The organism is Streptomyces sp. KR80, assembly GCF_052245555.1.
Taxonomy (GTDB): domain Bacteria; phylum Actinomycetota; class Actinomycetes; order Streptomycetales; family Streptomycetaceae; genus Streptomyces.
Window position 1 is genome coordinate 417868 of sequence record NZ_JBQQCD010000002.1, and the last position, 19873, is coordinate 437740.

General features: G+C 70.8%; 18 protein-coding genes. 8 read left to right on the top strand and 10 right to left on the bottom strand.

The features are described from left to right. The first annotated feature begins 39 nt into the window (after positions 1 to 39). From ACTWQI_RS04865 to ACTWQI_RS04885, 5 genes are all read left to right on the top strand, one after another. The gene (locus tag ACTWQI_RS04865; RefSeq protein ID WP_443267746.1) at positions 40 to 804 is read left to right on the top strand and encodes an IclR family transcriptional regulator; all 765 of its coding nucleotides are present in this window, start codon (positions 40 to 42) and stop codon (positions 802 to 804) included. A 267-nt stretch (positions 805 to 1071) separates the two neighbouring features. Next, entirely contained in the window at positions 1072 to 1857 is a 786-nt protein-coding gene (locus ACTWQI_RS04870; protein WP_443267747.1) for an MIP/aquaporin family protein, read from the top strand. A gap of 38 nt (positions 1858 to 1895) precedes the next feature. Beyond that, on the top strand, positions 1896 to 3440 hold the full coding sequence (gene glpK, locus ACTWQI_RS04875) for a glycerol kinase GlpK (protein ID WP_443267749.1): 1545 nt from the start codon (positions 1896 to 1898) through the stop codon (positions 3438 to 3440). Between the two features lie 2 nt (positions 3441 to 3442). Beyond that, positions 3443 to 5050, top strand: coding sequence for an FAD-dependent oxidoreductase (locus tag ACTWQI_RS04880; RefSeq protein WP_443267751.1), 1608 nt, complete (start codon positions 3443 to 3445; stop codon positions 5048 to 5050). 149 nt (positions 5051 to 5199) lie between these two features. Beyond that, positions 5200 to 5871: a FadR/GntR family transcriptional regulator gene (locus ACTWQI_RS04885; protein ID WP_443267752.1), complete on the top strand. Its 672-nt coding sequence runs from the start codon at positions 5200 to 5202 to the stop codon at positions 5869 to 5871. Positions 5872 to 5906: 35 nt separating this feature from the next. Here the strand turns inward: ACTWQI_RS04885 and ACTWQI_RS04890 are convergent, their stop codons facing one another. The 5 genes from ACTWQI_RS04890 to ACTWQI_RS04910 are packed head-to-tail and all read right to left on the bottom strand — an operon-like array spanning position 5907 to position 11738. Further along, on the bottom strand, positions 5907 to 6938 hold the full coding sequence (locus ACTWQI_RS04890) for an ABC transporter permease (RefSeq protein ID WP_443267754.1): 1032 nt from the start codon (positions 6936 to 6938) through the stop codon (positions 5907 to 5909). After that, positions 6935 to 8530, bottom strand: coding sequence for a sugar ABC transporter ATP-binding protein (locus ACTWQI_RS04895; protein WP_443267756.1), 1596 nt, complete (start codon positions 8528 to 8530; stop codon positions 6935 to 6937). Before ACTWQI_RS04895 ends, ACTWQI_RS04890 begins: the two co-directional genes overlap by 4 nt. A 2-nt stretch (positions 8531 to 8532) precedes the next feature. Further along, positions 8533 to 9600, bottom strand: coding sequence for a sugar ABC transporter substrate-binding protein (locus ACTWQI_RS04900; RefSeq protein ID WP_443267758.1), 1068 nt, complete (start codon positions 9598 to 9600; stop codon positions 8533 to 8535). Between the two features lie 27 nt (positions 9601 to 9627). Next, a complete protein-coding gene (locus ACTWQI_RS04905) occupies positions 9628 to 10404 on the bottom strand; it encodes an SDR family NAD(P)-dependent oxidoreductase (RefSeq protein ID WP_443267760.1) in 777 nt (258 codons plus the stop codon). Continuing rightward, a complete protein-coding gene (locus ACTWQI_RS04910) occupies positions 10401 to 11738 on the bottom strand; it encodes an enolase C-terminal domain-like protein (protein ID WP_443267762.1) in 1338 nt (445 codons plus the stop codon). The genes ACTWQI_RS04905 and ACTWQI_RS04910 overlap by 4 nt, the downstream gene beginning before the upstream one ends. 243 nt (positions 11739 to 11981) lie before the next feature. Between ACTWQI_RS04910 and ACTWQI_RS04915 the strand changes: the two genes are divergently transcribed. After that, on the top strand, positions 11982 to 13022 hold the full coding sequence (locus ACTWQI_RS04915; RefSeq protein ID WP_443267764.1) for a PAC2 family protein: 1041 nt from the start codon (positions 11982 to 11984) through the stop codon (positions 13020 to 13022). Positions 13023 to 13415: 393 nt separating this feature from the next. Here ACTWQI_RS04915 and mshC read toward each other — a convergent pair whose 3' ends face one another. The 4 genes from mshC to ACTWQI_RS04935 form a co-directional block, all read right to left on the bottom strand. Further along, positions 13416 to 14645, bottom strand: a complete 1230-nt coding sequence (gene mshC / locus ACTWQI_RS04920) for a cysteine--1-D-myo-inosityl 2-amino-2-deoxy-alpha-D-glucopyranoside ligase (RefSeq protein ID WP_443267766.1) — start codon at positions 14643 to 14645, stop codon at positions 13416 to 13418. Positions 14646 to 14803: 158 nt separating this feature from the next. After that, positions 14804 to 15679 carry an SCO1664 family protein gene (locus ACTWQI_RS04925; RefSeq protein ID WP_443267768.1) on the bottom strand — a complete coding sequence of 292 codons (876 nt, stop codon included), beginning with the start codon at positions 15677 to 15679 and terminating at the stop codon, positions 14804 to 14806. Further along, positions 15643 to 16233 carry a DUF3090 domain-containing protein gene (locus ACTWQI_RS04930; protein WP_443267770.1) on the bottom strand — a complete coding sequence of 197 codons (591 nt, stop codon included), beginning with the start codon at positions 16231 to 16233 and terminating at the stop codon, positions 15643 to 15645. The genes ACTWQI_RS04925 and ACTWQI_RS04930 overlap by 37 nt, the downstream gene beginning before the upstream one ends. Positions 16234 to 16355: 122 nt before the next feature. Further along, entirely contained in the window at positions 16356 to 17060 is a 705-nt protein-coding gene (locus ACTWQI_RS04935) for a histidine phosphatase family protein (RefSeq protein WP_443267772.1), read from the bottom strand. Positions 17061 to 17125: 65 nt separating this feature from the next. On the opposite strand from ACTWQI_RS04935, the gene ACTWQI_RS04940 reads away from it, so the two are divergent. Further along, a complete protein-coding gene (locus tag ACTWQI_RS04940; RefSeq protein ID WP_443267774.1) occupies positions 17126 to 18118 on the top strand; it encodes a magnesium and cobalt transport protein CorA in 993 nt (330 codons plus the stop codon). Positions 18119 to 18158: 40 nt separating this feature from the next. Here ACTWQI_RS04940 and ACTWQI_RS04945 read toward each other — a convergent pair whose 3' ends face one another. Next, positions 18159 to 18947 carry a ferritin-like domain-containing protein gene (locus ACTWQI_RS04945; protein ID WP_443267776.1) on the bottom strand — a complete coding sequence of 263 codons (789 nt, stop codon included), beginning with the start codon at positions 18945 to 18947 and terminating at the stop codon, positions 18159 to 18161. A 307-nt stretch (positions 18948 to 19254) separates the two neighbouring features. On the opposite strand from ACTWQI_RS04945, the gene ACTWQI_RS04950 reads away from it, so the two are divergent. Continuing rightward, positions 19255 to 19833, top strand: a complete 579-nt coding sequence (locus ACTWQI_RS04950; RefSeq protein ID WP_443267778.1) for a hypothetical protein — start codon at positions 19255 to 19257, stop codon at positions 19831 to 19833. Positions 19834 to 19873: the final 40 nt, after the last annotated feature.

Sequence of the window (19873 nt, forward strand, 5' to 3'; positions counted from 1 at the left end):
TGTTCAGCATTGTCGAACCTGTGTGAAGGAGGTTGCCCGATGGCGCGGACGATCCAGTCGCTCGAGCGAGCGGCTGCGATACTGCGGCTGCTGGCCGGCGGCGAGCGCCGACTCGGCCTCTCGGACGTGGCCGATGCGCTGGGCCTGGCCAAGGGGACGGCCCACGGCATCCTCCGTACGCTGCAGAACGAGGGCTTCGTCGAACAGGACCCGGCGTCGGGCCGCTACCAGCTGGGCGCGGAACTCCTGCGCCTGGGCAACAGCTACCTGGACGTGCACGAACTGCGGGCCCGGGCCCTGGTCTGGACCGACGACCTGGCGCGCTCCAGCGGCGAGAGCGTCTATCTCGGCGTCTTCCACCAGCAGGGCGTGCTGATCGTCCACCACGTCTTCCGCCCCGACGACAGCCGTCAGGTCCTGGAGGTCGGCGCCATGCATCCGCTCCACAGCACGGCCCTGGGCAAGGTGCTGTCCGCGTACGACCCGGTGGCGCACAGCGAGGTGACCGAGGCGAAGCGGCAGCCCCTCACGGACCGTACGGTGACCGAACTCGACGACTTCGAGGAGATTCTCGACCTCACGCGCGCGCGGGGCTGGGCGTCCGACGTGGAGGAGACCTGGCAGGGCGTCGCCTCCGTCGCCGCCCCGATCCACAACCGGCGTCGGATGCCGGTGGGCGCGGTCGGCATCACCGGTGCCGTGGAGCGGGTCTGCGAGGAGGGCGAGCTGCGCTCCGGCCTCGTCGCGGCCGTACGGGACTGCGCCCGCGCGGTGTCCCGGGACCTGGGGGCCGGGCGCTTTTGACGCCCTGCTCACGCCGTGCCCCGCGGTCTCGGCGCAGCTCGCTGTCACGCTTGGACAACGGAACGAGATTGCGGTCCCGGGCCTATTGACGCGGTCGTAGCGGTCGAGAAAACTGCCGTTCACCGGTCGGCATTGTCGAACACCTACCGACAACTTCGCTATGGTGTGCAGTGCCACGGACCGGTGACCGCCCTCACCGAGGGCGCGGGCCAACGGGCGGGACCCCGTGGGCCTGCCTTCCTCTGGACGAAGGACAAGGAGTCGCTGGTGTCCAGCTCCGACATCTTCATCGGCGAGACCATCGGGACCGCCATACTCATCCTCCTCGGCGCCGGCGTGGTCGCCGCCGTCATCCTGAAGCGCTCGAAGGCATTCAACGCCGGCTGGGTGGCCATCACCTTCGGGTGGGGCTTCGCAGTCCTGACCGGCGCCTACATAGCCGCCCCGCTGTCCGGTGCGCACCTCAACCCGGCTGTCACGGTCGGCGTCGCAGTCTCGAGCGGCGAGTGGGGCAACGTACCGGTCTACTTCGCCGGACAGCTGCTCGGCGCGATGATCGGCGCCACGCTGGCCTGGCTCGCGTACTACGGCCACTTCAAGGCACACCTCACGGACCCGGAGATCGTCAAGGCCGAGGAAGAGCACGCGGGCCTGGTCGACCGGAAGACCGAGCCGGGCGCCGGGCCGGTGCTGGGCGTCTTCTCCACCGGCCCCGAGATCCGGAACACGGCGCAGAACCTCGCCACCGAGATCATCGGCACCACCGTGCTCGTCCTGCTGATCCTCACCTTGGGGCTGACCAAGGGACTGGGCGTCTCCGGCACCGGTGTCCTGATCGTCGCCCTCGTCGTGGTCGGTATCGGCCTCTCCCTGGGCGGCCCGACCGGCTACGCCATCAACCCGGCGCGTGACCTCGGCCCGCGCATCGTGCACGCCCTGCTGCCGCTCCCGAACAAGGGCGGCTCCGACTGGAGTTACGCCTGGATCCCGGTCGTCGGCCCGCTGATCGGCGGCGCCCTCGCCGGCGGTATCTACCAGCTCGCCTTCGTCTGAGCCGTTCCCGACCTCTTCCTCACCTCCAGGAGCACACCGTGACCGACGCGCACCCGACCGCCGCCTCCTCCCACGGGCATGGCCCGTTCATTGCCGCTATCGACCAGGGCACCACCTCCAGCCGCTGCATCGTCTTCGACCGGGACGGCCGGATCGTCTCCGTCGACCAGAAGGAGCACGAGCAGATCTTTCCGAAGCCGGGCTGGGTCGAGCACGACGCCACCGAGATCTGGACCAACGTCCAGGAGGTCGTCGCCGGCGCTCTGACCAAGGCGGGCATCACCCGTCAGGAACTCAAGGCCATCGGCATCACCAACCAGCGCGAGACCACCGTTCTGTGGGACAAGGCCACCGGCGAGCCGGTGCACAACGCGATCGTCTGGCAGGACACCCGTACCGACGCCCTGTGCAAGGAGCTCGGCCGCAACGTCGGTCAGGACCGGTTCCGCCGTGAGACCGGTCTTCCGCTGGCCTCTTACTTCGCCGGCCCGAAGATCCGCTGGCTGCTGGACAACGTCGAGGGCCTGCGCGAGCGCGCGGAAACCGGCGAGATCCTCTTCGGGACCATGGACTCCTGGGTGATCTGGAACCTCACCGGCGGCACCGAGGGCGGCGTGCACGTCACCGACGTCACCAACGCCTCCCGCACCATGCTGATGAACCTGCACACCATGGAGTGGGACGAGAAGATCCTGGCCTCGATGGAGGTCCCGGCCGCGGTGCTGCCGGAGATCCGCTCCTCCGCCGAGGTGTACGGCACGGCGACCGGCGTCCTGGAGGGCGTGCCGGTGGCGTCCGCGCTCGGCGACCAGCAGGCGGCGCTGTTCGGCCAGACCTGTTTCTCCGAGGGCGAGGCCAAGTCGACGTACGGCACCGGCACCTTCCTGCTGATGAACACCGGCGAGAAGGTGATCAACTCCTACAGCGGGCTGATCACCACCGTCGGCTACCGGATCGGCGACGAGCAGGCCGTCTACGCCCTCGAGGGCTCCATCGCGGTCACCGGCTCGCTGGTGCAGTGGATGCGCGACCAGATGGGCCTGATCAGCACCGCCGCGGAGATCGAGACCCTCGCGAGCTCGGTCGAGGACAACGGCGGGGCCTACTTCGTCCCGGCGTTCTCGGGTCTGTTCGCCCCGTACTGGCGCTCCGACGCCCGCGGAGTCATCGCCGGCCTCACCCGCTACGTCACCAAGGCACACCTGGCCCGGGCCGTGCTCGAGGCCACCGCCTGGCAGACCCGGGAGATCGTCGACGCCATGCACAAGGACTCCGGCGTCGACCTGACCGCGCTCAAGGTCGACGGCGGCATGACCTCCAACAACCTGCTGATGCAGACCATGGCCGACTTCGTGGACGCCCCCGTGGTGCGCCCGATGGTGGCCGAGACCACCTGTCTCGGCGCCGCCTACGCAGCCGGCCTGGCCGTCGGCTTCTGGCCCGACACCGATGCGCTGCGGGCCAACTGGCGCCGTGCCGCCGAGTGGACCCCCCAGATGGACGCGGACATCCGCGACCGCGAGTACAAGAGCTGGCTCAAGGCCGTCGAGCGGACCATGGGCTGGATCGACGACGAGGAGTAAACATGAGCACCCTGCAGAGCGTCCCGACTCTCGGGACGCCCCCGGCTGCCGGTTCCCGCACGAACCGCGCCGAGACCCGGGAACGGCTCTCGAAGGCCACGTACGACCTCCTGGTGATCGGCGGCGGAATCCTGGGCACCTCGGTGGCCTGGCACGCCGCGCAGTCCGGGCTGCGGGTGGCGATGGTGGACGCCGGCGACTTCGCCGGCGCCACCTCCTCCGCCTCCTCCAAGCTGGTCCACGGCGGTCTGCGCTACCTGCAGACCGGCGCGGTCAAACTGGTGGCGGAGAACCACCACGAGCGGCGGGTGCTGGCCAAGGACGTGGCCCCGCACCTGGTCAACCCGCTCACCTTCTACCTGCCGGTCTACAAGGGCGGCCCGGTCGGCGCGGCCAAGCTCGGCGCGGGCGTCTTCGCCTACTCGGCGCTGTCCGCCTTCGGCGACGGCGTCGGCAAGGTGATATCCCCGGCCAAGGCCGTGGCGGGCAACCCCGCACTCCGTACGGACAACCTGAAGGCCGTCGCCGTCTACTACGACCACCAGATGAACGACTCGCGGGTGGCCGTGATGACGGTCCGCGCGGCCGTCGAATCGGGCGCCGTCGTGCTCAACCACGCCGAGGTCACCGGGCTGCGCTTCACGCACGGCCGGGTGACGGGCGCGGAGCTCAAGGACCGCCTGGACGGGACCGAGTTCGGGGTGAACGCCCGGGTGGTGCTCAACGCCACCGGCCCCTGGGTCGACCACCTGCGCAAGCTTGAGGACAAGGACGCCGCCCCGAGCATCCGGCTCTCCAAGGGCGCGCACATCGTGCTCAAGCGCAAGGCGCCCTGGAAGGCCGCCATGGCCACCCCGATCGACAAGTACCGCATCACCTTCGCCCTGCCGTGGGAGGACCAGCTGCTGCTGGGCACCACCGACGAGGCATACGAGGGCGACCCGGCGGACGTCCGCGCCACCGAGTCCGACATCCAGCAGATCCTGGACGAGGCCGCGTTCTCGGTCCGGGACGAGCACCTGTCCCCCGACCTGATCACCTACGCCTTCGCGGGTCTTCGGGTGCTGCCCGGCGGCCCGGGCGGCGTGGAACAGGCGAAGCGCGAGACGGTCGTCACCGAGGGCCGCGGCGGGATGCTGTCCGTCGCGGGCGGCAAGTGGACCACGTACCGGCACATCGGCCGCACCGTGATGAACAAGCTCGCCACGCTGCCCGGAGGACCGCTGACCGAGGACATGGAGCCGGTCTCCAGCCTGGTGCGCCGCGTGCCGCTGCCCGGCATCGCCAACCCCAACGCCGTCGCGCACCGGCTGCTGGTGGACCGTGAGCCGGGCACCCGCATGGATCCGCTGACAGCCCGTCAGCTGGCCACCCACTACGGCTCGTTGTCCTTCGACATCGCCCGCCTCGTCAACGACGACCCGTCCCTGGGCGAGCGGATCCACCCCGACGGCCCGGAGATCTGGGCGCAGGTCGTCTACGCCCGGGACCACGAGTGGGCCGAGACGGTGGACGACGTGCTGCGCCGCCGTACGACCCTGACGATCCGCGGTCTGGACACCGACGACGTTCGGGCCCGGGTGCAGGACATGCTGGACCGCAAGGGCTGACCGCCCGAGGTACACGTCGGACGCCGGCCGGGGACCGCCCGGGCGGCGTCCGGCCGTTTCGGCCCGTATCGGGTACGGGGCATAATGAGCCAGACATCGGAGGTCTCGGCCCCCCACACGAGGCCGACCCCGGACAAGGGAGAGCGTTCATGGCCGTCACCGACGAGGCGATCGAGAAGATCAAAGGCATGATCGTCTCGGGCGCGCTGCGCCCCGGCGACCGGTTGCCCAAGGAGAGTGAACTCGCGGCGGAGCTGGGGCTGTCGCGAAACTCGCTGCGCGAGGCGGTGCGTGCGCTGTCCCTCATCCGCATCCTCGACGTACGGCAGGGCGACGGCACGTACGTCACGAGCCTCGATCCGCAACTGCTGCTCGAGGCGCTGAGCTTCGTGGTGGACTTCCACCGCGACGACACCGTGCTGGAGTTCCTGGCGGTCCGCCGCATCCTCGAGCCGGCGGCCACCGCGATGGCCACCACGCGGATCAGCACGGCCGAGATCGACGCGCTCGGCGCCCAGCTGGACGCCCTGGGGCCGGAGCCGTCGGTGGAGGAGCTGGTCGCCTGCGACCTGGAGTTCCACCGGGGCATCGTGCAGGCGGCCGGCAACTCCGTGCTGTGCTCCCTGCTGGACGGGCTGTCCGGGCCGACCACCCGGGCCCGCGTCTGGCGCGGTCTCACCCAGGAGGATGCGGTGAGCCGGACGCTGCACGAGCACCGGGCGATCCTGGCCGCCCTCCGCGACCGTGACGCGGACGCGGCCCGCTCCTGGGCGATGGTGCACATCGCGAGCGTGGAGCAGTGGCTGCGCACGACGCTCTAGCGCCGGCCGCGGGCCGGCCGGTGTCGGCCCGCGGGTCAATCCTGCTTCTCACCGCTCGCGAAGCGGGAGATGACGAGGGCGAGGATGATGATCGCGCCGTTGAGGAACTGATTCCACAGCGGCGGGACGCCGCCGAGCGTCATCACATTGACCACCAGCTGCAGGGTCAGAACGCCGGTCAGCGCGCCGAAGAGCGTTCCGCGTCCGCCGCTCAGGCTGATCCCGCCGATCACCGCGGCGGCGAAGACCTGGAAGATCCAGCCGTTCCCCTGACCCGCGGAGACCGAGCCGTAGTGTCCGGTGTAGAGGATCCCGGCGAACGCGGCGAGCACTCCGCCGATGCACAGCACGATCCAGGTGATGCGGTCGACCCGGATGCCGGCCGCCCTGGCGGCCTCCGCGTTGCCACCGATCGCGTACAGCGCACGCCCGTGCCGCAGATAGCCCAGCGCCGCACCGCCCGCCGCGAACAGCGCCAGGCAGATCCATACGGCTGCGGGCACACCCAGCCAGCTCGCCTTGCCCAGATAGCGGAAGGAGTCGGGCACGGTGACGATGGACTGGCCCTCGGCGATGCCGATGTGCAGGCCGCGCAGCATGGTGAGCATGCCGAGCGTGGCGATGAAGCCGTTGACCCGGAGTTTCAGCATCAGGAAGCCGTTCACCCAGCCGATCAGCGCGCCCACGAGCAGGCACACGGGGATGGCCGTCCAGGTGGGCAGCAGCTCCAGTCCGGCGAAGCGCGAGCCGCCGACGGGCAGCACCAGCCACATGGCGATCACCGGCGCCACACCGATCGTCGACTCCAGCGAGAGGTCCATCCGCTTGCAGATGAGGATCAGCGCCTGGGCGAGGACGAGCAGGCTCAACTCGGTGGACTGCTGGACGACACCGACGAGGTTGTCGGCGGTGAGGAAGGCCGGCGAGACGATGAACCCGATCAGACAGAGCACCAGGATGACCGGGACGAGCGAGAGGTCACGCCAGCGGGCGAAGTCGAGATGCCGGTGCGGGCGCTCGACCGGCTCGATCACGCGATCGGCGGTGAGCTGGGTGGTGTCGGTCATGCTGAAGCTCCCTCGTCGCCATGCGCTGCGCTGATCCCTTCCATCGCGGCCACCAGTTCGCGATCGGTCCAGCCGCTGTCGAACGTCGCGATCACCCGCCCGTGGAAAAGGGCGAGCACCCGGTCGCAGACCCGCAGGTCGTCCAGCTCGTCGGAGACGATCACGCCCGCGCTTCCGGCGTCGGCCACCTGCCGTACGACGCCGAGCAGCGCGTCCTTCGACTTCACGTCGACGCCCGCGGTCGGGCGGATGGCGACCAGCGCGCTGGGCCGCCGGGCGAGCGCCCGGGCGATGACTACCTTCTGCTGGTTGCCACCGGACAGACCGGACACCGGCTGGCCCGGTCCCGAGGTCTTGATGTCCAGTGCATTGATCATCGACTGGGCGAACTCCCGGGTTTTGGACGGCAGGACGATTCCGTACGGCCCGAGCTGGTCGGTGACGGTCAGCGTGGCGTTCTCGGCGACGCTGCGGTCCAGCACCAGGCCCTGGCGGTGCCGGTCCTCGGGGACGTAGCCGATGCCCGCGTCGAGCGCGTCGGGCACGCTGCCGGGGCGTACGGTCCTGCCACGTACGGCGATCCGGCCGGCGGTCGGCTTGCGCAGGCCCACCAGGGTCTCGCCGAGTGCGGTGTTGCCGCTGGCCGTGGCACCGGCGAGGCCCACCACCTCACCGGGGCGCACAGCGAGGTCGATGGGGTCGAACGCGCCGTCCAGGGTGAGGCCTTCGGCACGCAGGACCGGTTCGGCCGGCCCGCCGTTCTCCCCGCTCCCGGTGACGTCGGTCATCCCTGCGGCAGTACGCGGGGCGAGCGCGCTCCCCGCGACGGCGTGCCAGGAGGACGCGCCCGCGACCGCCTCCCCGGTCATGGCTTCCACCAGCTCCTCCTTGGGCAACCCGGCCACGGAGGCGGTGAGGACATGTCGGGCGTCCCGGTAGACCGTGACGGTGCTGCACAGCTCGTACACCTCCTGGAGGTGGTGCGAGATGAAGAGGAACGCGACGCCCTGGGCCTGGAGTTCGCGCAACTTGTCGAAGAGCCGCTGGATGCCCGCCGCGTCCAGCTGCGCGGTCGGCTCGTCCAGGATGATGAGCCGGGCGCCGAAGGACAGCGCCCGCGCGATCTCCACGAACTGCCGGTGCTCGACACTGAGGTCCTTGGCCCGAGCCGCCGGATCGACCTGCACCCCGTACTCGGCGAGCAGCTCGGACGCCCGCTCGCGCAGCCGGGGCCAACGGATCCACCGCCGCCCCCCGTTCTCCTCCTCGAAGCGGCCCAGGAAGAGGTTCTCGGCGACGGTGAGGTCGGGCACGACCATCGACTTCTGGTAGACGCAGGCGACCCTCGCCCGCCAGGCGGGAAGGTCGCCGAAGGCGGGCGCGGGCTCCCCGCCGAAGGTGACCCGGCCCGCGTCCGGCCGGTGCAGGCCGGTGAGCACGCCGACCAGGGTGGACTTGCCCGCACCGTTGCGTCCCACCAGCGCGTGCGACTCACCGGGGCGTACGGTCAGCTGGACGCCGGCGAGCGCGACGGTGGGCCCGAAGCGCTTGACGACGCCCTCGGCGTGGACCGCGGCGTGCTGCGCTGTCATGGCTACGGCTTCTCCAGCTGGTTGGCCCACAGCTTCTCGTCGTCCACGTTCTGCTTGGTGACGAGCGGGGCGGGCAACTGGTCCTCGAGTCCGCCCGGGATCTTGACGATCTTGGAGTCGTGATCGGTCGGACCGGGCTTGAACGTGGTGCCTTGCAGCGCGTGCCGTGCGTAGTGGAGCGCGTATTTCGCGTAGAGGTCGGCGGGTTGGGAGACGGTGGCGTCGATCTTGCCCTCCCGTATCGCGTCCAGCTCCTGCGGGATGCCGTCGTTGGAGATGATGGTGATGTGGCCCTTGGTCCCGGCCGGCTTGAGCAGCTTCTTCTGTTCGAGAAGGGCGAGGGTGGGCTGCAGGAAGACACCGCCGGCCTGCATGTAGATCCCGTTCAGGTCGGGATGCTGGGCGAGGGTGCTCTGCAGCTTGGCGGAGGCGACGTCGCCTTTCCAGTCGGTGGGCAGCTCGAAGACCTTGATGTCGGGGTAGTTCTGCCGCATGCAGCGGGCGAAGGCCTCGGAGCGGTCCCGGCCGTTGATGGAGTCCAGGGCGCCCTGGAGTTCGGCGACCTTGCCCTTGCCCTTCAGCTGCTCGCCGAGGTACTCGCAGGCCTTCTTGCCGTACGCCCAGTTGTCGGCCCGTACGACCATGTAGACCTGGCCCTGGTCGGGCCGGGTGTCCACGCTGACGACCGGGATCTTCTTCTCCGCTAGGCCGTCGAGCGTGGAGGCGATGGCGCCGGTGTCCTGCGGGGCCATGACGACTGCCTTGGCGCCCTGGTCGGTGAAGGACTGGACATTGGCGACGAGCTTGCCGATGTCGTTCTGGGAGTTGGACAGCGGCAGGGCGGAGACCTCGCCGCCCGTGATGCCCTTCTCCAGGTACTGCTGGTAGGAGTTCCAGAAGTCGCTGTCGGTGCGCGGCATGTCGATGCCGACCTTGCCGGTGGCGGCACCGTCGCTCCCGCGGTTGCAGCCGGCCACGGCGGTCGCGGTCAGCAGCACGGCACAGGCCACGGCGGTGGTGGTACGCGTCCGGTGCGGGCGCGGTGGGCGCTTCCTCGGGGTTCGCAGCATGGTTGACGTCCTTTGCGGTGTGTCGGCTCAGGGGGTGGGGCGCAGGCGCAGGCCCTGCATGCCGCCGTCCACCGCGAGCGAGGTGCCCGTGACGGCGCTGGCGGCGGGGCCGGCGAGATGGACGATGGCCGCCGCGACCTCCTCGGCGGAGACCAGACGGCCCATCGGCTGACGGGCTTCCAGGGCGGCGCGCTCGGCCTTCGGGTCATCCGCCTGGTCCAGGAGCCGACCGATCCACGGGGTGTCGGCGGTACCGGGGTTGACGCAGTTGACCCGAACGCCCTCGCGGACGTGGTCGGCGGCCATGGCGAGGGTGAGCGAGAGGACGGCTCCCTTGCTGGCGCTGTAGAGGGCGCGCTGCGGGAGCCCGGCAGTGGCCGCGATCGAGCAGGTGTTGGTGATCGAGACTCTGCCCGGGCGGTCGGCGGCAGCGCGGCGGAGATGGGGCAGGGCGTGCCGGGCGGTGCGGACCATCCCGAGGACGTTGACGTCCAGGACCCTGGTCCACTCGTCGTCGGGGTTGTCCTCGACGGTGCCGATCGCGCCGATACCGGCGTTGTTGACGACCGTGTGCAGGGCTCCGAGACCCTCGACGGCCTCGGCGACGGCGGCGCGTACGGCTTCGTCGGAGGTGACGTCGGCCTTGACGGGGAGGGCTCCGTCGGGGGCATGGGAGGGATCGCGGTCGAGGACGGCGACCCGCGCCCCGCGCGCCATCAGGAGGGTGGCGGTGGCGGCGCCGATGCCCGAGCCGCCACCGGTGACGAGGGCGGCCATCCCCGCGAAGTCGTGCGACTGCGTCATCCTGTGACCCCCTCGGGCTCCCGGGCCCGCCAGACGGGGCCGTCGGGATAGCGGTATGCGGCGATCGACTCCGGGCGCATACGGGCGGAGAAGCCCGGCGCGCGCGGGGCACTGTAGCGCCCCCCTTCGATGACGGCCGGGTCGATGAAGTGCTCGTGTAGATGGTCGACGTACTCGATGACCCGGTCGTCCCAACTGCCGGACACGGCGACGTAGTCGAACATGGCGAGGTGCTGGACCAGTTCGCACAGGCCCACGCCACCGGCGTGCGGGCAGACGGGGACGCCGTACTTCGCGGCGAGCAGCAGGATCGCCAGATTCTCATTCACCCCGGCGACGCGCGCCGCGTCGATCTGGACGAAGTCGACGGCTCCGGCCTGGAGCAGCTGCTTGAAGACCACCCGGTTGGCGACGTGCTCGCCGGTGGCCACCTTCACGGGCTGCCCGGCGCGTACGGCGGCGTGGCCGAGGATGTCGTCGGGGCTGGTCGGCTCCTCGATCCAGTGCGGCTCGTACGGCGCCAGCGCCCGCATCCAGCGCAGCGCGTCGGGGACGTCCCAGCGCTGGTTGGCGTCGATGGCGATCCGCACCCCGGGACCGACGGCGGCGCGGGCGAGCCGCAGGCGGCGGACGTCGTCGCCGAGGTCGGCGCCCACCTTCAGTTTGATCTGCCCGAACCCATCGGCCACCGCCTCCTGAGCGAGCTTGACGAGTTTCTCGTCGGAGTAGCCGAGCCAGCCGGGCGAGGTGGTGTAGGCCGGGTAGCCCTCGGCGCGCAGCCGGGCGGCGCGTTCGGTGCGTCCGGGTTCGGCGGCGCGCAGCAGCGCGAGCGCCTCCCCGCGGGTGAGGACGTCGGTGAGATAGCGGAAGTCGACGAGCTCGACAAGATCCTCGGGCGGCATGGCGGACAGAAACTCCCAGACCGGCTGCCCGGCCTGCTTCGCCGCCAGGTCCCAGGCGGCGTTGACCACCGCCCCCGCCGCCATGTGCATCACCCCTTTCTCGGGTCCGAGCCACCGGAGTTGGGAGTCGTGGGTCAGTTCCCGGTGGAGGGAGGCGAGATCGACCGCGGTACACGGGACGGGTCTGCCCACGACGTACGGACGGAGCGCGGTGATGGCCGCGGAGATCACATCGTTGCCGCGGCCGATGGTGAAACAGAAGCCGTGTCCCTCGGAGTGTTCGGTTTCTCCGGCCCCCGGCGCGTCGGTGTGCAGCACCACGTACGCTGCCGAGTAGTCGGGGTCACCGTTCATGGCGTCCGAGCCGTCGAGCTGATCCGAGGTGGGGAACCGGATGTCGTGGACCTCGAGCTCAGTGACGGTCGGAGTCATGCACGCCCCCAGCGAAGAACATCGGACCTTTAACGGTGATCCGATGTATAGCCCTGCGAGCGGCCGAGCGTCCAGAGGCTCTACTGGATTTTCACGACAACAGCTCGGATGAATCTCCTGGCGAGTCTGTGCAGGGGGCTGCGGGCGGAGCGTCGCCAAGTCGTAGGCTTGAGGCGCACACGCAATGGAACGGCAACCGGGAGGGTCGTTGGCGTTCTCCCCCCGGTCGGAAGGAGGCGCTGGGTGATCGAGCTCGAGGGGGTTCCCGAGCTGATCGACCCGGTCATGGTGGCCGCGTTCGAAGGCTGGAACGACGCCGGCGACGCCGCCTCCACCGCGGTCGGGCACTTGGACCGGGAATGGAAGGGAGAAGTCTTCGCTGCGCTCGACGCCGAGGACTACTACGACTTCCAGGTCAACCGGCCGCATGTCTTCCTGGAGGGCGGGGTCCGGAAGATCACCTGGCCCACCACGCGGCTCTCGCTGGCCAGGATCGGCGGGCCCAAGCCGCGCGACCTCGTGCTGGTGCGCGGCACCGAACCGAGCATGCGCTGGCGCTCGTTCTGCAACGAGATCCTCGGCATCGCCCACGAGTTGGGCGTGGAGATGGTGGTGATCCTGGGTGCGCTGCTCGGCGACACCCCGCACACCCGCCCGGTCCCGGTCAGCGGCGTGACCTCGGACCCGGAGCTGGCCCGGACGATGGATCTGGAGGAGACCCGCTACGAGGGACCGACCGGCATCGTCGGCATCCTTCAGGAGGCTTGCACGCACGCGGGCGTGCCGGCGGTGAGCCTGTGGGCCGCGGTCCCGCACTACGTGTCACAGCCGCCGAACCCCAAGGCGACGCTCGCGCTGCTCAACCGGCTGGAGGATCTGATCGGGATCCGGATCCCGCTCGGCGAACTGCCGGAGGACGCCCGCGCATGGCAGCTGGGCGTGGACCAGCTGGCGGCCGAGGACAGCGAGGTGGCGGAGTACGTCCAGTCGTTGGAGGAGGCGCGCGACACCGCAGAGCTGCCGGAGGCCTCGGGCGAGGCCATCGCGCGCGAGTTCGAGCGCTATCTGCGGCGGCGCGACGGCCAGCCGGGGCCCGGAGCGCCGGGGCACGTGACCGAGGGCGGCACGACGGCAGGAGGGCCGACGGCCGACGGGCGGGAGGGCGGCTCGTACCTGCGCGACACCTCGAGCGGGCGGACGCGGCCGCCGAAGCCACCAGCGAAGGACAGCGAGGACGAGCCGGGCTCCGGGCCCGGACCGGAATCCGCATCGGGCGACGACTAGGTCCTGTCCGGTCGATCAGGCCGGATCAGCGAGCGGCGTCTGGTGCAGGGGGCACCTCCCAGCGATAGCTGGGGGAGCATCGCAAGGCGGAGGTGGGGGCACCCCCAGCGGTAGCTGGGGGAGGAGTCCATGCGGTGGGGGCACCTCCCAGCGGTAGCTGGGGGCCATCGGCGACCGACGACAACGCAGCGAGGTGCGGTGCCAGGCGGTGCGAGCCCGGCATGATCGGCCGGACAGGACCTAGCCGGGCGGCGCCGAGCGGAAGCACGGACACCGAGTATCCGGACCGGCCGCTCGGCTGACGGGGTGTCGCCGGCGGGGCAGCAGCCCCCGCGGCTAATCGGGGCGCTCCCCCCGGCGGGAGGAGCGCCCCAACGCAGCAACAGTGATGGCTTACAGTGCGACGCCCAGAAGTGCGTCGACGGCGCGCGACACCAGGCCGGGCGCCCCCTCGTCGGTACCGCCACCGGACCGCTGGAGCTCGGCCCAGCGGTCGACCGCGGCGAGCGCGGACGGCGCGTCGAGGTCGTCGGCGAGCGCCTCGCGGATCTCCTCGACGAGCGCGTCGGCGGACGGCCCGTCAGGCCGGGAGACCGCCGCTCGCCAGCGGGCGAGGCGCTCGACGGCCTCGTCCAGCACCGCGTCCGTCCATTCCCAGTCGGAGCGGTAGTGGTGGGAGAGCAGCGCGAGACGTATCGCCACGGGGTCGACCCCTTCGCGCCGGAGGGTGGACACGAAGACCAGGTTGCCCTTGGACTTCGACATCTTCTCGCCGTTCAGGGCCACCATGCCGGAGTGCACATAGGACGTGGCGAAGGGGTGCTCACCGGTGAGGACCTGGGCGTGGGAGGCACCCATCTCGTGGTGCGGGAAGGCGAGATCGGAGCCGCCGCCCTGGACGTCGAATCCCATGCCGAGGTGATCGAGCGCGATGGCGACGCACTCGATGTGCCAGCCGGGGCGGCCGCGGCCGAGGCCGGCGCCGTCCCAACTCGGCTCGCCGTCACGGGCGGCCCGCCACAGGATCGGGTCGACGGGGTTCTTCTTGCCGGGGCGCTCCGGGTCACCGCCGCGCTCCGCGGAGAGCCGGCGCATCGTCGCCGAGTCGAGCCCGGAGACCTCACCGAAGGCGGGGTCGGACTCCACGGAGAAGTAGATGTCGCCGTCGAGTTCGTATGCGGCACCGGCCTCGCGCAGCCGCTCGATGAGCGGCACGATGCCGGGAATCGCCTCGACGGCCCCGATGAAGTGCTGCGGCGGGAGGATCCGCAGGGCGGTCATGTCCTCGCGGAAGAGGGCGGTCTCGCGCTGGGCGAGCGCAGTCCAGTCCTCACCGTCGCGCTCCGCCCGCTCGAGGAGCGGATCGTCGACATCGGTCACGTTCTGGACGTAGTGCACCTGCCGCTTCGTGTCGAGCCACACGCGCTGAACCAGGTCGAAGGCGGTGTAGGTCGCCGCATGACCCAGGTGGGTGGCGTCGTACGGGGTGATTCCGCAGACGTAGATGCGGGCGACGGGACCGGGGTCGAGGGTGATCGGGCCCCCGGTCCGCGTGTCGTGGATTCGGAGGTCGCGGCCACTGCCGGGCAGGGCGGGAACCTCAGAAGCGGGCCAGGCATACATGCCTTGAGCGTAACCGGACGCCTGTTCCGGATACGAACCGGACCAGCGGGGTTGACCGGAAAGGCACCCTTGCGGGAATGCGTCCCAGGTGGCCCGATACAGCCCGTTACCTCTTACCTCTGGCGGGGCGTGGCGCCGCCGGCCCGGCCCGTACGGGGTCAGACGGGCGGCCAGGGGATCGCCGGCCACCGGCCGCTCGGCTCGGGGTGACGCCCGGTCCGCAGCAGGGCCACGACCCGGGTGCGCACGGCCTCGAGTTCCGCGGCAGTGATCAGTTTCCCGAGGCGAGCCGCCAGCGGGCCGCCCTCGGACAGGTCCACCGACAGCCGCCGAAGCACGCCCAGCACCTCCTCCGTGAGCGGCTCGCCCGCCCACCCCCACAGCAGCGTGCGCAGCTTGTCGTCGGCGTTGAAGGTGACCCCGTGATCGATCGCGTACAGCCGCCCGTCGGCGGTCGGCAGCAGATGTCCGCCCTTGCGATCGGCGTTGTTGATCACCGCGTCGAACACGGCGAGCCGCCGCAGCCGCTCGTCGTCCGTGTGGACGAGCAGGGCGGTGCGCCCCTGCCCCACTTCGGCGAAACCGACCGCCTTCCACCCCGGTCCGGGCTCGTCGCCCTCGACCAGCGCCAGCAGCTCGACGTCCGCGTCGGCCTCGATCCACAGCTGGCACATGCCCTCGCCGTACGGCCCGTCACGCAGCACCGTGGGAGGCACCAGGTCCCAGCCCGTCGCGCGGGAGAGCTCGTACGCCGCCACCTCGCGCTGCGCGAGGGTGCCGTCGGGGAAGTCCCACAGCGGCCGCTCCCCGGCGACCGGCTTGTAGACGCAGGCGGCCCGCTGCCCGTCCAGCCGCACAGCGCAGTACAGCGCGGCGTTCGACGCCTCGCGGATCCGGCCGCGTACAGTCAGCTCGCCGCGCGCGAGCAGCTCGTACGCTTCATCGCCGTCCGGACGGTCCGCCGGTGGGGACGGCTTCGGCGGCGTCTGGGCCGACGTCACTCCCCGCGGCGGTATCCGTTCTGGCGCGGACATACGTGTCCCTCCGGGTCGAGCGGCAGGCTGCACAGCGGGCACGGCGGGCGTCCGGCGTTCACCACCTCGAGCGCCCGCTTGGCGAACGCGCGGGCCATGGGCCCGGTGAGCCGCACCCGCAGCATCGGCGGGCCGTTCTCCTCGTCCTGGAGCAGCCGCTCCTCGGCCTCCGCGAGGTCCTCCTCGGTCTCGGCTTCGAGCTCGACCAGGGCCTGCGCCTCAACGATCATGCGCTGCTCCTCGCCGTCCCAGGCCAGCGCCATGGTGCCGACCCGGAACTCCTCCTCGACAGGGATGTCGAGCGGCGCGGTGTCGGTGAGTTCGGCGGGGGCGACGGCCGGCACGGGAGCGTTGCCGCCGGTGCGCCGCACCACCTCGTCCAGCAGCTCATCGATCCGCTCCGCGAGCGCCGCCACCTGCATCTTCTCGAGCGCGACGGTGGTCGTCCGACCGGCCCCGGTCGCCTGGAGGAAGAAGGACCGGCGGCCAGGCAGCCCGACCGTACCGGCGACGAAGCGTTCCGGAGGGTCGTAGAGGAACACCTGACGGGACACGTCCTGCTCCCTTTTGCGTCGGATGCGGTCACTGAACTGGGGTGATCGAAGGGCCGTGACCGTCGGCCCTGCACGGTCACATGTGTCCGGGCCACGGTTGTCCACCCTACTGCGCACGGCGATCACGGTGCGCCCGCGGCACCGCCCACGGTCGCATCGCCCTCGCCGCCTGCCGTGACCCCACCGTCCGGCGGCGCCAGCGCGCCGAACTCCCCGGTGTCCCCGAGCCGGAGCAGGAACGGGCGCAGCGGGGTGTAGCGGATCGCGGTGACCGAGCAGGGCTCGACGGAGATGCGCTGGAAGAGATCGAGGTGCAGACCGATGGCGTCGGCGACGAGCGATTTGATCACATCGCCGTGCGAGCACATCAGGTACACCGCGTCCGCGCTGTGCTCCGCCTCGATCCGGGCGTTCCAGTCCCATACGGCGTCCACTGCACGCGCCTGCATGGCCCGTACGGACTCGCCCTCTGGCCCGGGAAACGTGGCCGCCGACGGATGCCGCTGCACGGTGCTCCACAGCGGCTCGTCGGCGAGCTCGGCGAGTTTGCGGCCGGTCCAGTCCCCGTAGTGGCACTCGCCGATGCGCTCGTCGGTGTGCAGCGGCAGATCCGGGCGGGCGTCCATCAGGGGGCGCAGGGTCTCCCGGCAGCGCTGCAGCGGGCTGGTGACGGCGGCGACGAGCGGCAGGCCCGCCAGCCGCCCGGGCAGCGCGGCGGCCTGTGCCGCGCCGCGCTCGTCGAGGGCGACACCGGGCGTCCATCCGGCGAGCACCGCTGCCGTGTTGGCGGTGGAACGGCCGTGCCGGACGAGGATCAGCGTGGGCATATCCGCAACCCTACGGGCTCTGGGAGCCCTGCCGCGGGTGCATGTCCAGGCCGGGGCAGGGCAGAATGCGCCGCGTGATCGTTGACTGTGCCATCTACCGGGACGGCCGCCGTGCCGAAGGCCCGGCCGACTTCTCCGACGCCCTCGACGAAGCGCGCGCCGAGGGGAACTCCTTCCTGTGGATCGGTCTGCACAAGCCGACGGAGAAGGAGTTCGAGCTCGTGACCAGCGAGTTCGGACTCCACCCGCTGGCCGTGGAGGATGCGCTCACCGCGCATCAGCGCCCGAAGCTGGAGGTGTACGACGACTCCCTGTTCCTGGTCCTCAAGCCGGTGATCTACGACGACACGGTGGCCACGGTGACCACGAGCGAGCTGATGGTGTTCGTGGGCGACTCCTTCGTGGTGACCGTCCGGCACGGTGAGGGTGCCCCGCTCGCCGAGGTCCGGCGGCGGCTGGAGGAGGACCCTGATGTCCTCCGGCACGGCCCGACGGCGGTGATGTACGCGGTGAGCGATGCGGTCGTGGACCACTACATCGACGTGGCGGCGGAGCTGCAGGTGGACCTGGAGGAGCTGGAGGGGGAGGTCTTCGCTCCGGCCGGTGGCGACACCAAGCACACCGCATCCAGGATCTACGCCTTCAAGCGTCAGGTCCTGGAGTTCCGGCGGGCCAGCGGCCCGCTCGCCGAGCCGATGACGCGGCTGTCGGGCCCGGGCGTGCCGTTCGTTCACGAGCACGCGCAGCCGTTCTTCCGCGACGTCAGCGACCATCTCACGCGCGCCAACGAGTATGTGGAGGGCCTCGACCGGCTGCTCTCCGACATCCTCGCGGCGCACCTGGCGCAGATGGGCGTGCGCCAGAACGACGACATGCGGAAGATCTCGGCGTGGGCGGCGATGGCCGCGGTGCCGACGATGGTGGCCGGCGTCTACGGCATGAACTTCCGGCACATGCCGGAGCTGACGACGGTGTGGGGCTATCCGCTGGTGGTGGTCCTGATGGGCGGCGCCGTGCTCGGGCTCTTCCGCCTCTTCAAGCGGCGCGGCTGGCTGTAGCCTGCGCCCTCTCCCGTCGTCGTACGAGAGACGGCGCGCGTCAGGCGAATTCCGGGGCCGCCGGGGCAGGGCCCCCCAGCGCGTCCAGCCGCTCCGGCATGCTGAGGCTGACCATCCGGCGCCAGCCGCCCAGCCGTTCGTACGCGTACACGGCGTGGATACCGGCCGCGAGCAGTGCCGCCTTCGCCTTCGGCCAGCCCAGGATGCGGCCCATGTGCGCCATGACCGCGAGGCTCACGTCGCGGTACACCCGGATCTCGGCCAGCGCGCTCTCCCGCAGGATCCGCTGGATCGTCCGGCCGTGGCCCGCGGCCGCGAGCCGGAGCAACTCCTCGTGGCAGTACGCCAGGTGGTTGTCCTCGTCATGGGAGATCATCTTGACCGCCCGGCCGATGTCCGGGTGGTCGGCGAAGTGCTTGCGCAGCAGTTGCATCTGCTCGGCGGCGCGCTGTTCGGTGACCCGGCTGTGCGCCAGATAGCTGACGATATCGAGCTCCGTCAGCGGTTGGTCGGCGCGCAGCTTCTCATGCGCGAGACCGATGCCCTGCCGCTCCAGCAGCATGGTGTAGTCGGTGTCCCCGGGGACGTCGACGGGATCGAGCCCGCGCTTGCGCAGCAGGGCGTTGAAGATCCTTCCGTGTTTGTCCTCGTCGGCGCCGTGCCGGACGATCTTGGGGCTCAGTGCGCGCTGGGTTTCCGGGACGAGTGCCGCGATCCGGCCGTTCTCCCAGCCTCCCTGCGCCTCACCGCTGGCGGCGATGGAGCAGAACAGCTGGAACGACTCGTCGTCGTCGAGGATTTCCTGGAACAGGCTCTTGGCCGAGAGCATCACTGCCACCTCCGTACGGGCGTCCGCAGAGACACAGTCAAAGCGGGTGCGCGGAGTCCGGCAACAGCTCAGTGGGGCGGCTCCGCCGAATGGAGGAGCGCGCGGGTGTGCCCGGCGCGTAACCACTCGGGCAGCGCCGCGTTGTGCTCGGTGACGGCCGTGGCGGGGAAGACCCCCGAGCCCCCACCACGGCCGCAGAAGCCTCTCGGCGCCTCTCCCCCGCTGTCCCTGGGTAGGGTGATTGAAGAGCCTGGAGGGGGTTGTGTAACGGGTGGGGAAGTTCAGCAAAGCCGCGCGGATTCGGCCCATGCAGCGGAGCGTGGGGCCCGTCGGCTCGGACTGGTCGTCGTACGAGCGCCTGGACGATGCCGTACGCGCCTATTTCCTGCACGCCGAGGTCGCGTTGGACGCCATCACGGGCGTGCTGGGAAAGCACCGGGTGCAGGGCTTCACGCTGGAGCGCGTAGTGGACCTGACGGAGGCGGGCACCTCGGTCTGGCAGGAGGCGGCGGTCTGTGACGGCCGGCGGCTCATCCTGTGGCACAGCGAGGAGGTGGTCGACGAACAGGTGCCGGGCGGCACGGTTCTCGACTCGTCCGTGCAGGTGCTGCCGCTGGGTTCGATCCGTCATGTGGGGATGCGGACGCTGGTCGGGCGGGACGCGTCCGGGCGTCCCGTCGACCGGGGGGTGCACCTGGTGCTGGCGACCGGCACCCCGCATGAGCTGAATCCGGTGCCGGGCGGGGACCCGGAAGCGCCGTTGACGGCGGCCAGGTTCCGGCCCGAGGCCTTCCGGTTCAGCAAATCACTGGAGGACGGCGGACCGGGACAGGTGGCGCGGCTGGTGGCGTTCGGACGGCTGCTGGGGCGGCTGGTGCCAAGCTAAGGCTCCACTGCCGACCGCCCCGCCGTCCGCGGGTCCGGCG

What these genes read in the sequence shown, in the direction of transcription:
- mshC (WP_443267766.1), bottom strand. Translation starts at nt 14,645, where the DNA reads ATGTATGCCTGGCCCGCTTCTGAGGTTCCCGCCCTGCCCGGCAGTGGC.
- ACTWQI_RS04925 (WP_443267768.1), bottom strand. Translation starts at nt 15,679, where the DNA reads ATGTCCGCGCCAGAACGGATACCGCCGCGGGGAGTGACGTCGGCCCAG.
- ACTWQI_RS04950 (WP_443267778.1), top strand. Translation starts at nt 19,255, where the DNA reads ATGCAGCGGAGCGTGGGGCCCGTCGGCTCGGACTGGTCGTCGTACGAG.
- ACTWQI_RS04900 (WP_443267758.1), bottom strand. Translation starts at nt 9,600, where the DNA reads ATGCTGCGAACCCCGAGGAAGCGCCCACCGCGCCCGCACCGGACGCGT.
- ACTWQI_RS04935 (WP_443267772.1), bottom strand. Translation starts at nt 17,060, where the DNA reads ATGCCCACGCTGATCCTCGTCCGGCACGGCCGTTCCACCGCCAACACG.
- ACTWQI_RS04865 (WP_443267746.1), top strand. Translation starts at nt 40, where the DNA reads ATGGCGCGGACGATCCAGTCGCTCGAGCGAGCGGCTGCGATACTGCGG.
- ACTWQI_RS04880 (WP_443267751.1), top strand. Translation starts at nt 3,443, where the DNA reads ATGAGCACCCTGCAGAGCGTCCCGACTCTCGGGACGCCCCCGGCTGCC.
- ACTWQI_RS04885 (WP_443267752.1), top strand. Translation starts at nt 5,200, where the DNA reads ATGGCCGTCACCGACGAGGCGATCGAGAAGATCAAAGGCATGATCGTC.
- ACTWQI_RS04945 (WP_443267776.1), bottom strand. Translation starts at nt 18,947, where the DNA reads ATGCTCTCGGCCAAGAGCCTGTTCCAGGAAATCCTCGACGACGACGAG.
- ACTWQI_RS04940 (WP_443267774.1), top strand. Translation starts at nt 17,126, where the DNA reads ATGCGCCGCGTGATCGTTGACTGTGCCATCTACCGGGACGGCCGCCGT.
- ACTWQI_RS04890 (WP_443267754.1), bottom strand. Translation starts at nt 6,938, where the DNA reads ATGACCGACACCACCCAGCTCACCGCCGATCGCGTGATCGAGCCGGTC.
- ACTWQI_RS04895 (WP_443267756.1), bottom strand. Translation starts at nt 8,530, where the DNA reads ATGACAGCGCAGCACGCCGCGGTCCACGCCGAGGGCGTCGTCAAGCGC.
- ACTWQI_RS04910 (WP_443267762.1), bottom strand. Translation starts at nt 11,738, where the DNA reads ATGACTCCGACCGTCACTGAGCTCGAGGTCCACGACATCCGGTTCCCC.
- ACTWQI_RS04905 (WP_443267760.1), bottom strand. Translation starts at nt 10,404, where the DNA reads ATGACGCAGTCGCACGACTTCGCGGGGATGGCCGCCCTCGTCACCGGT.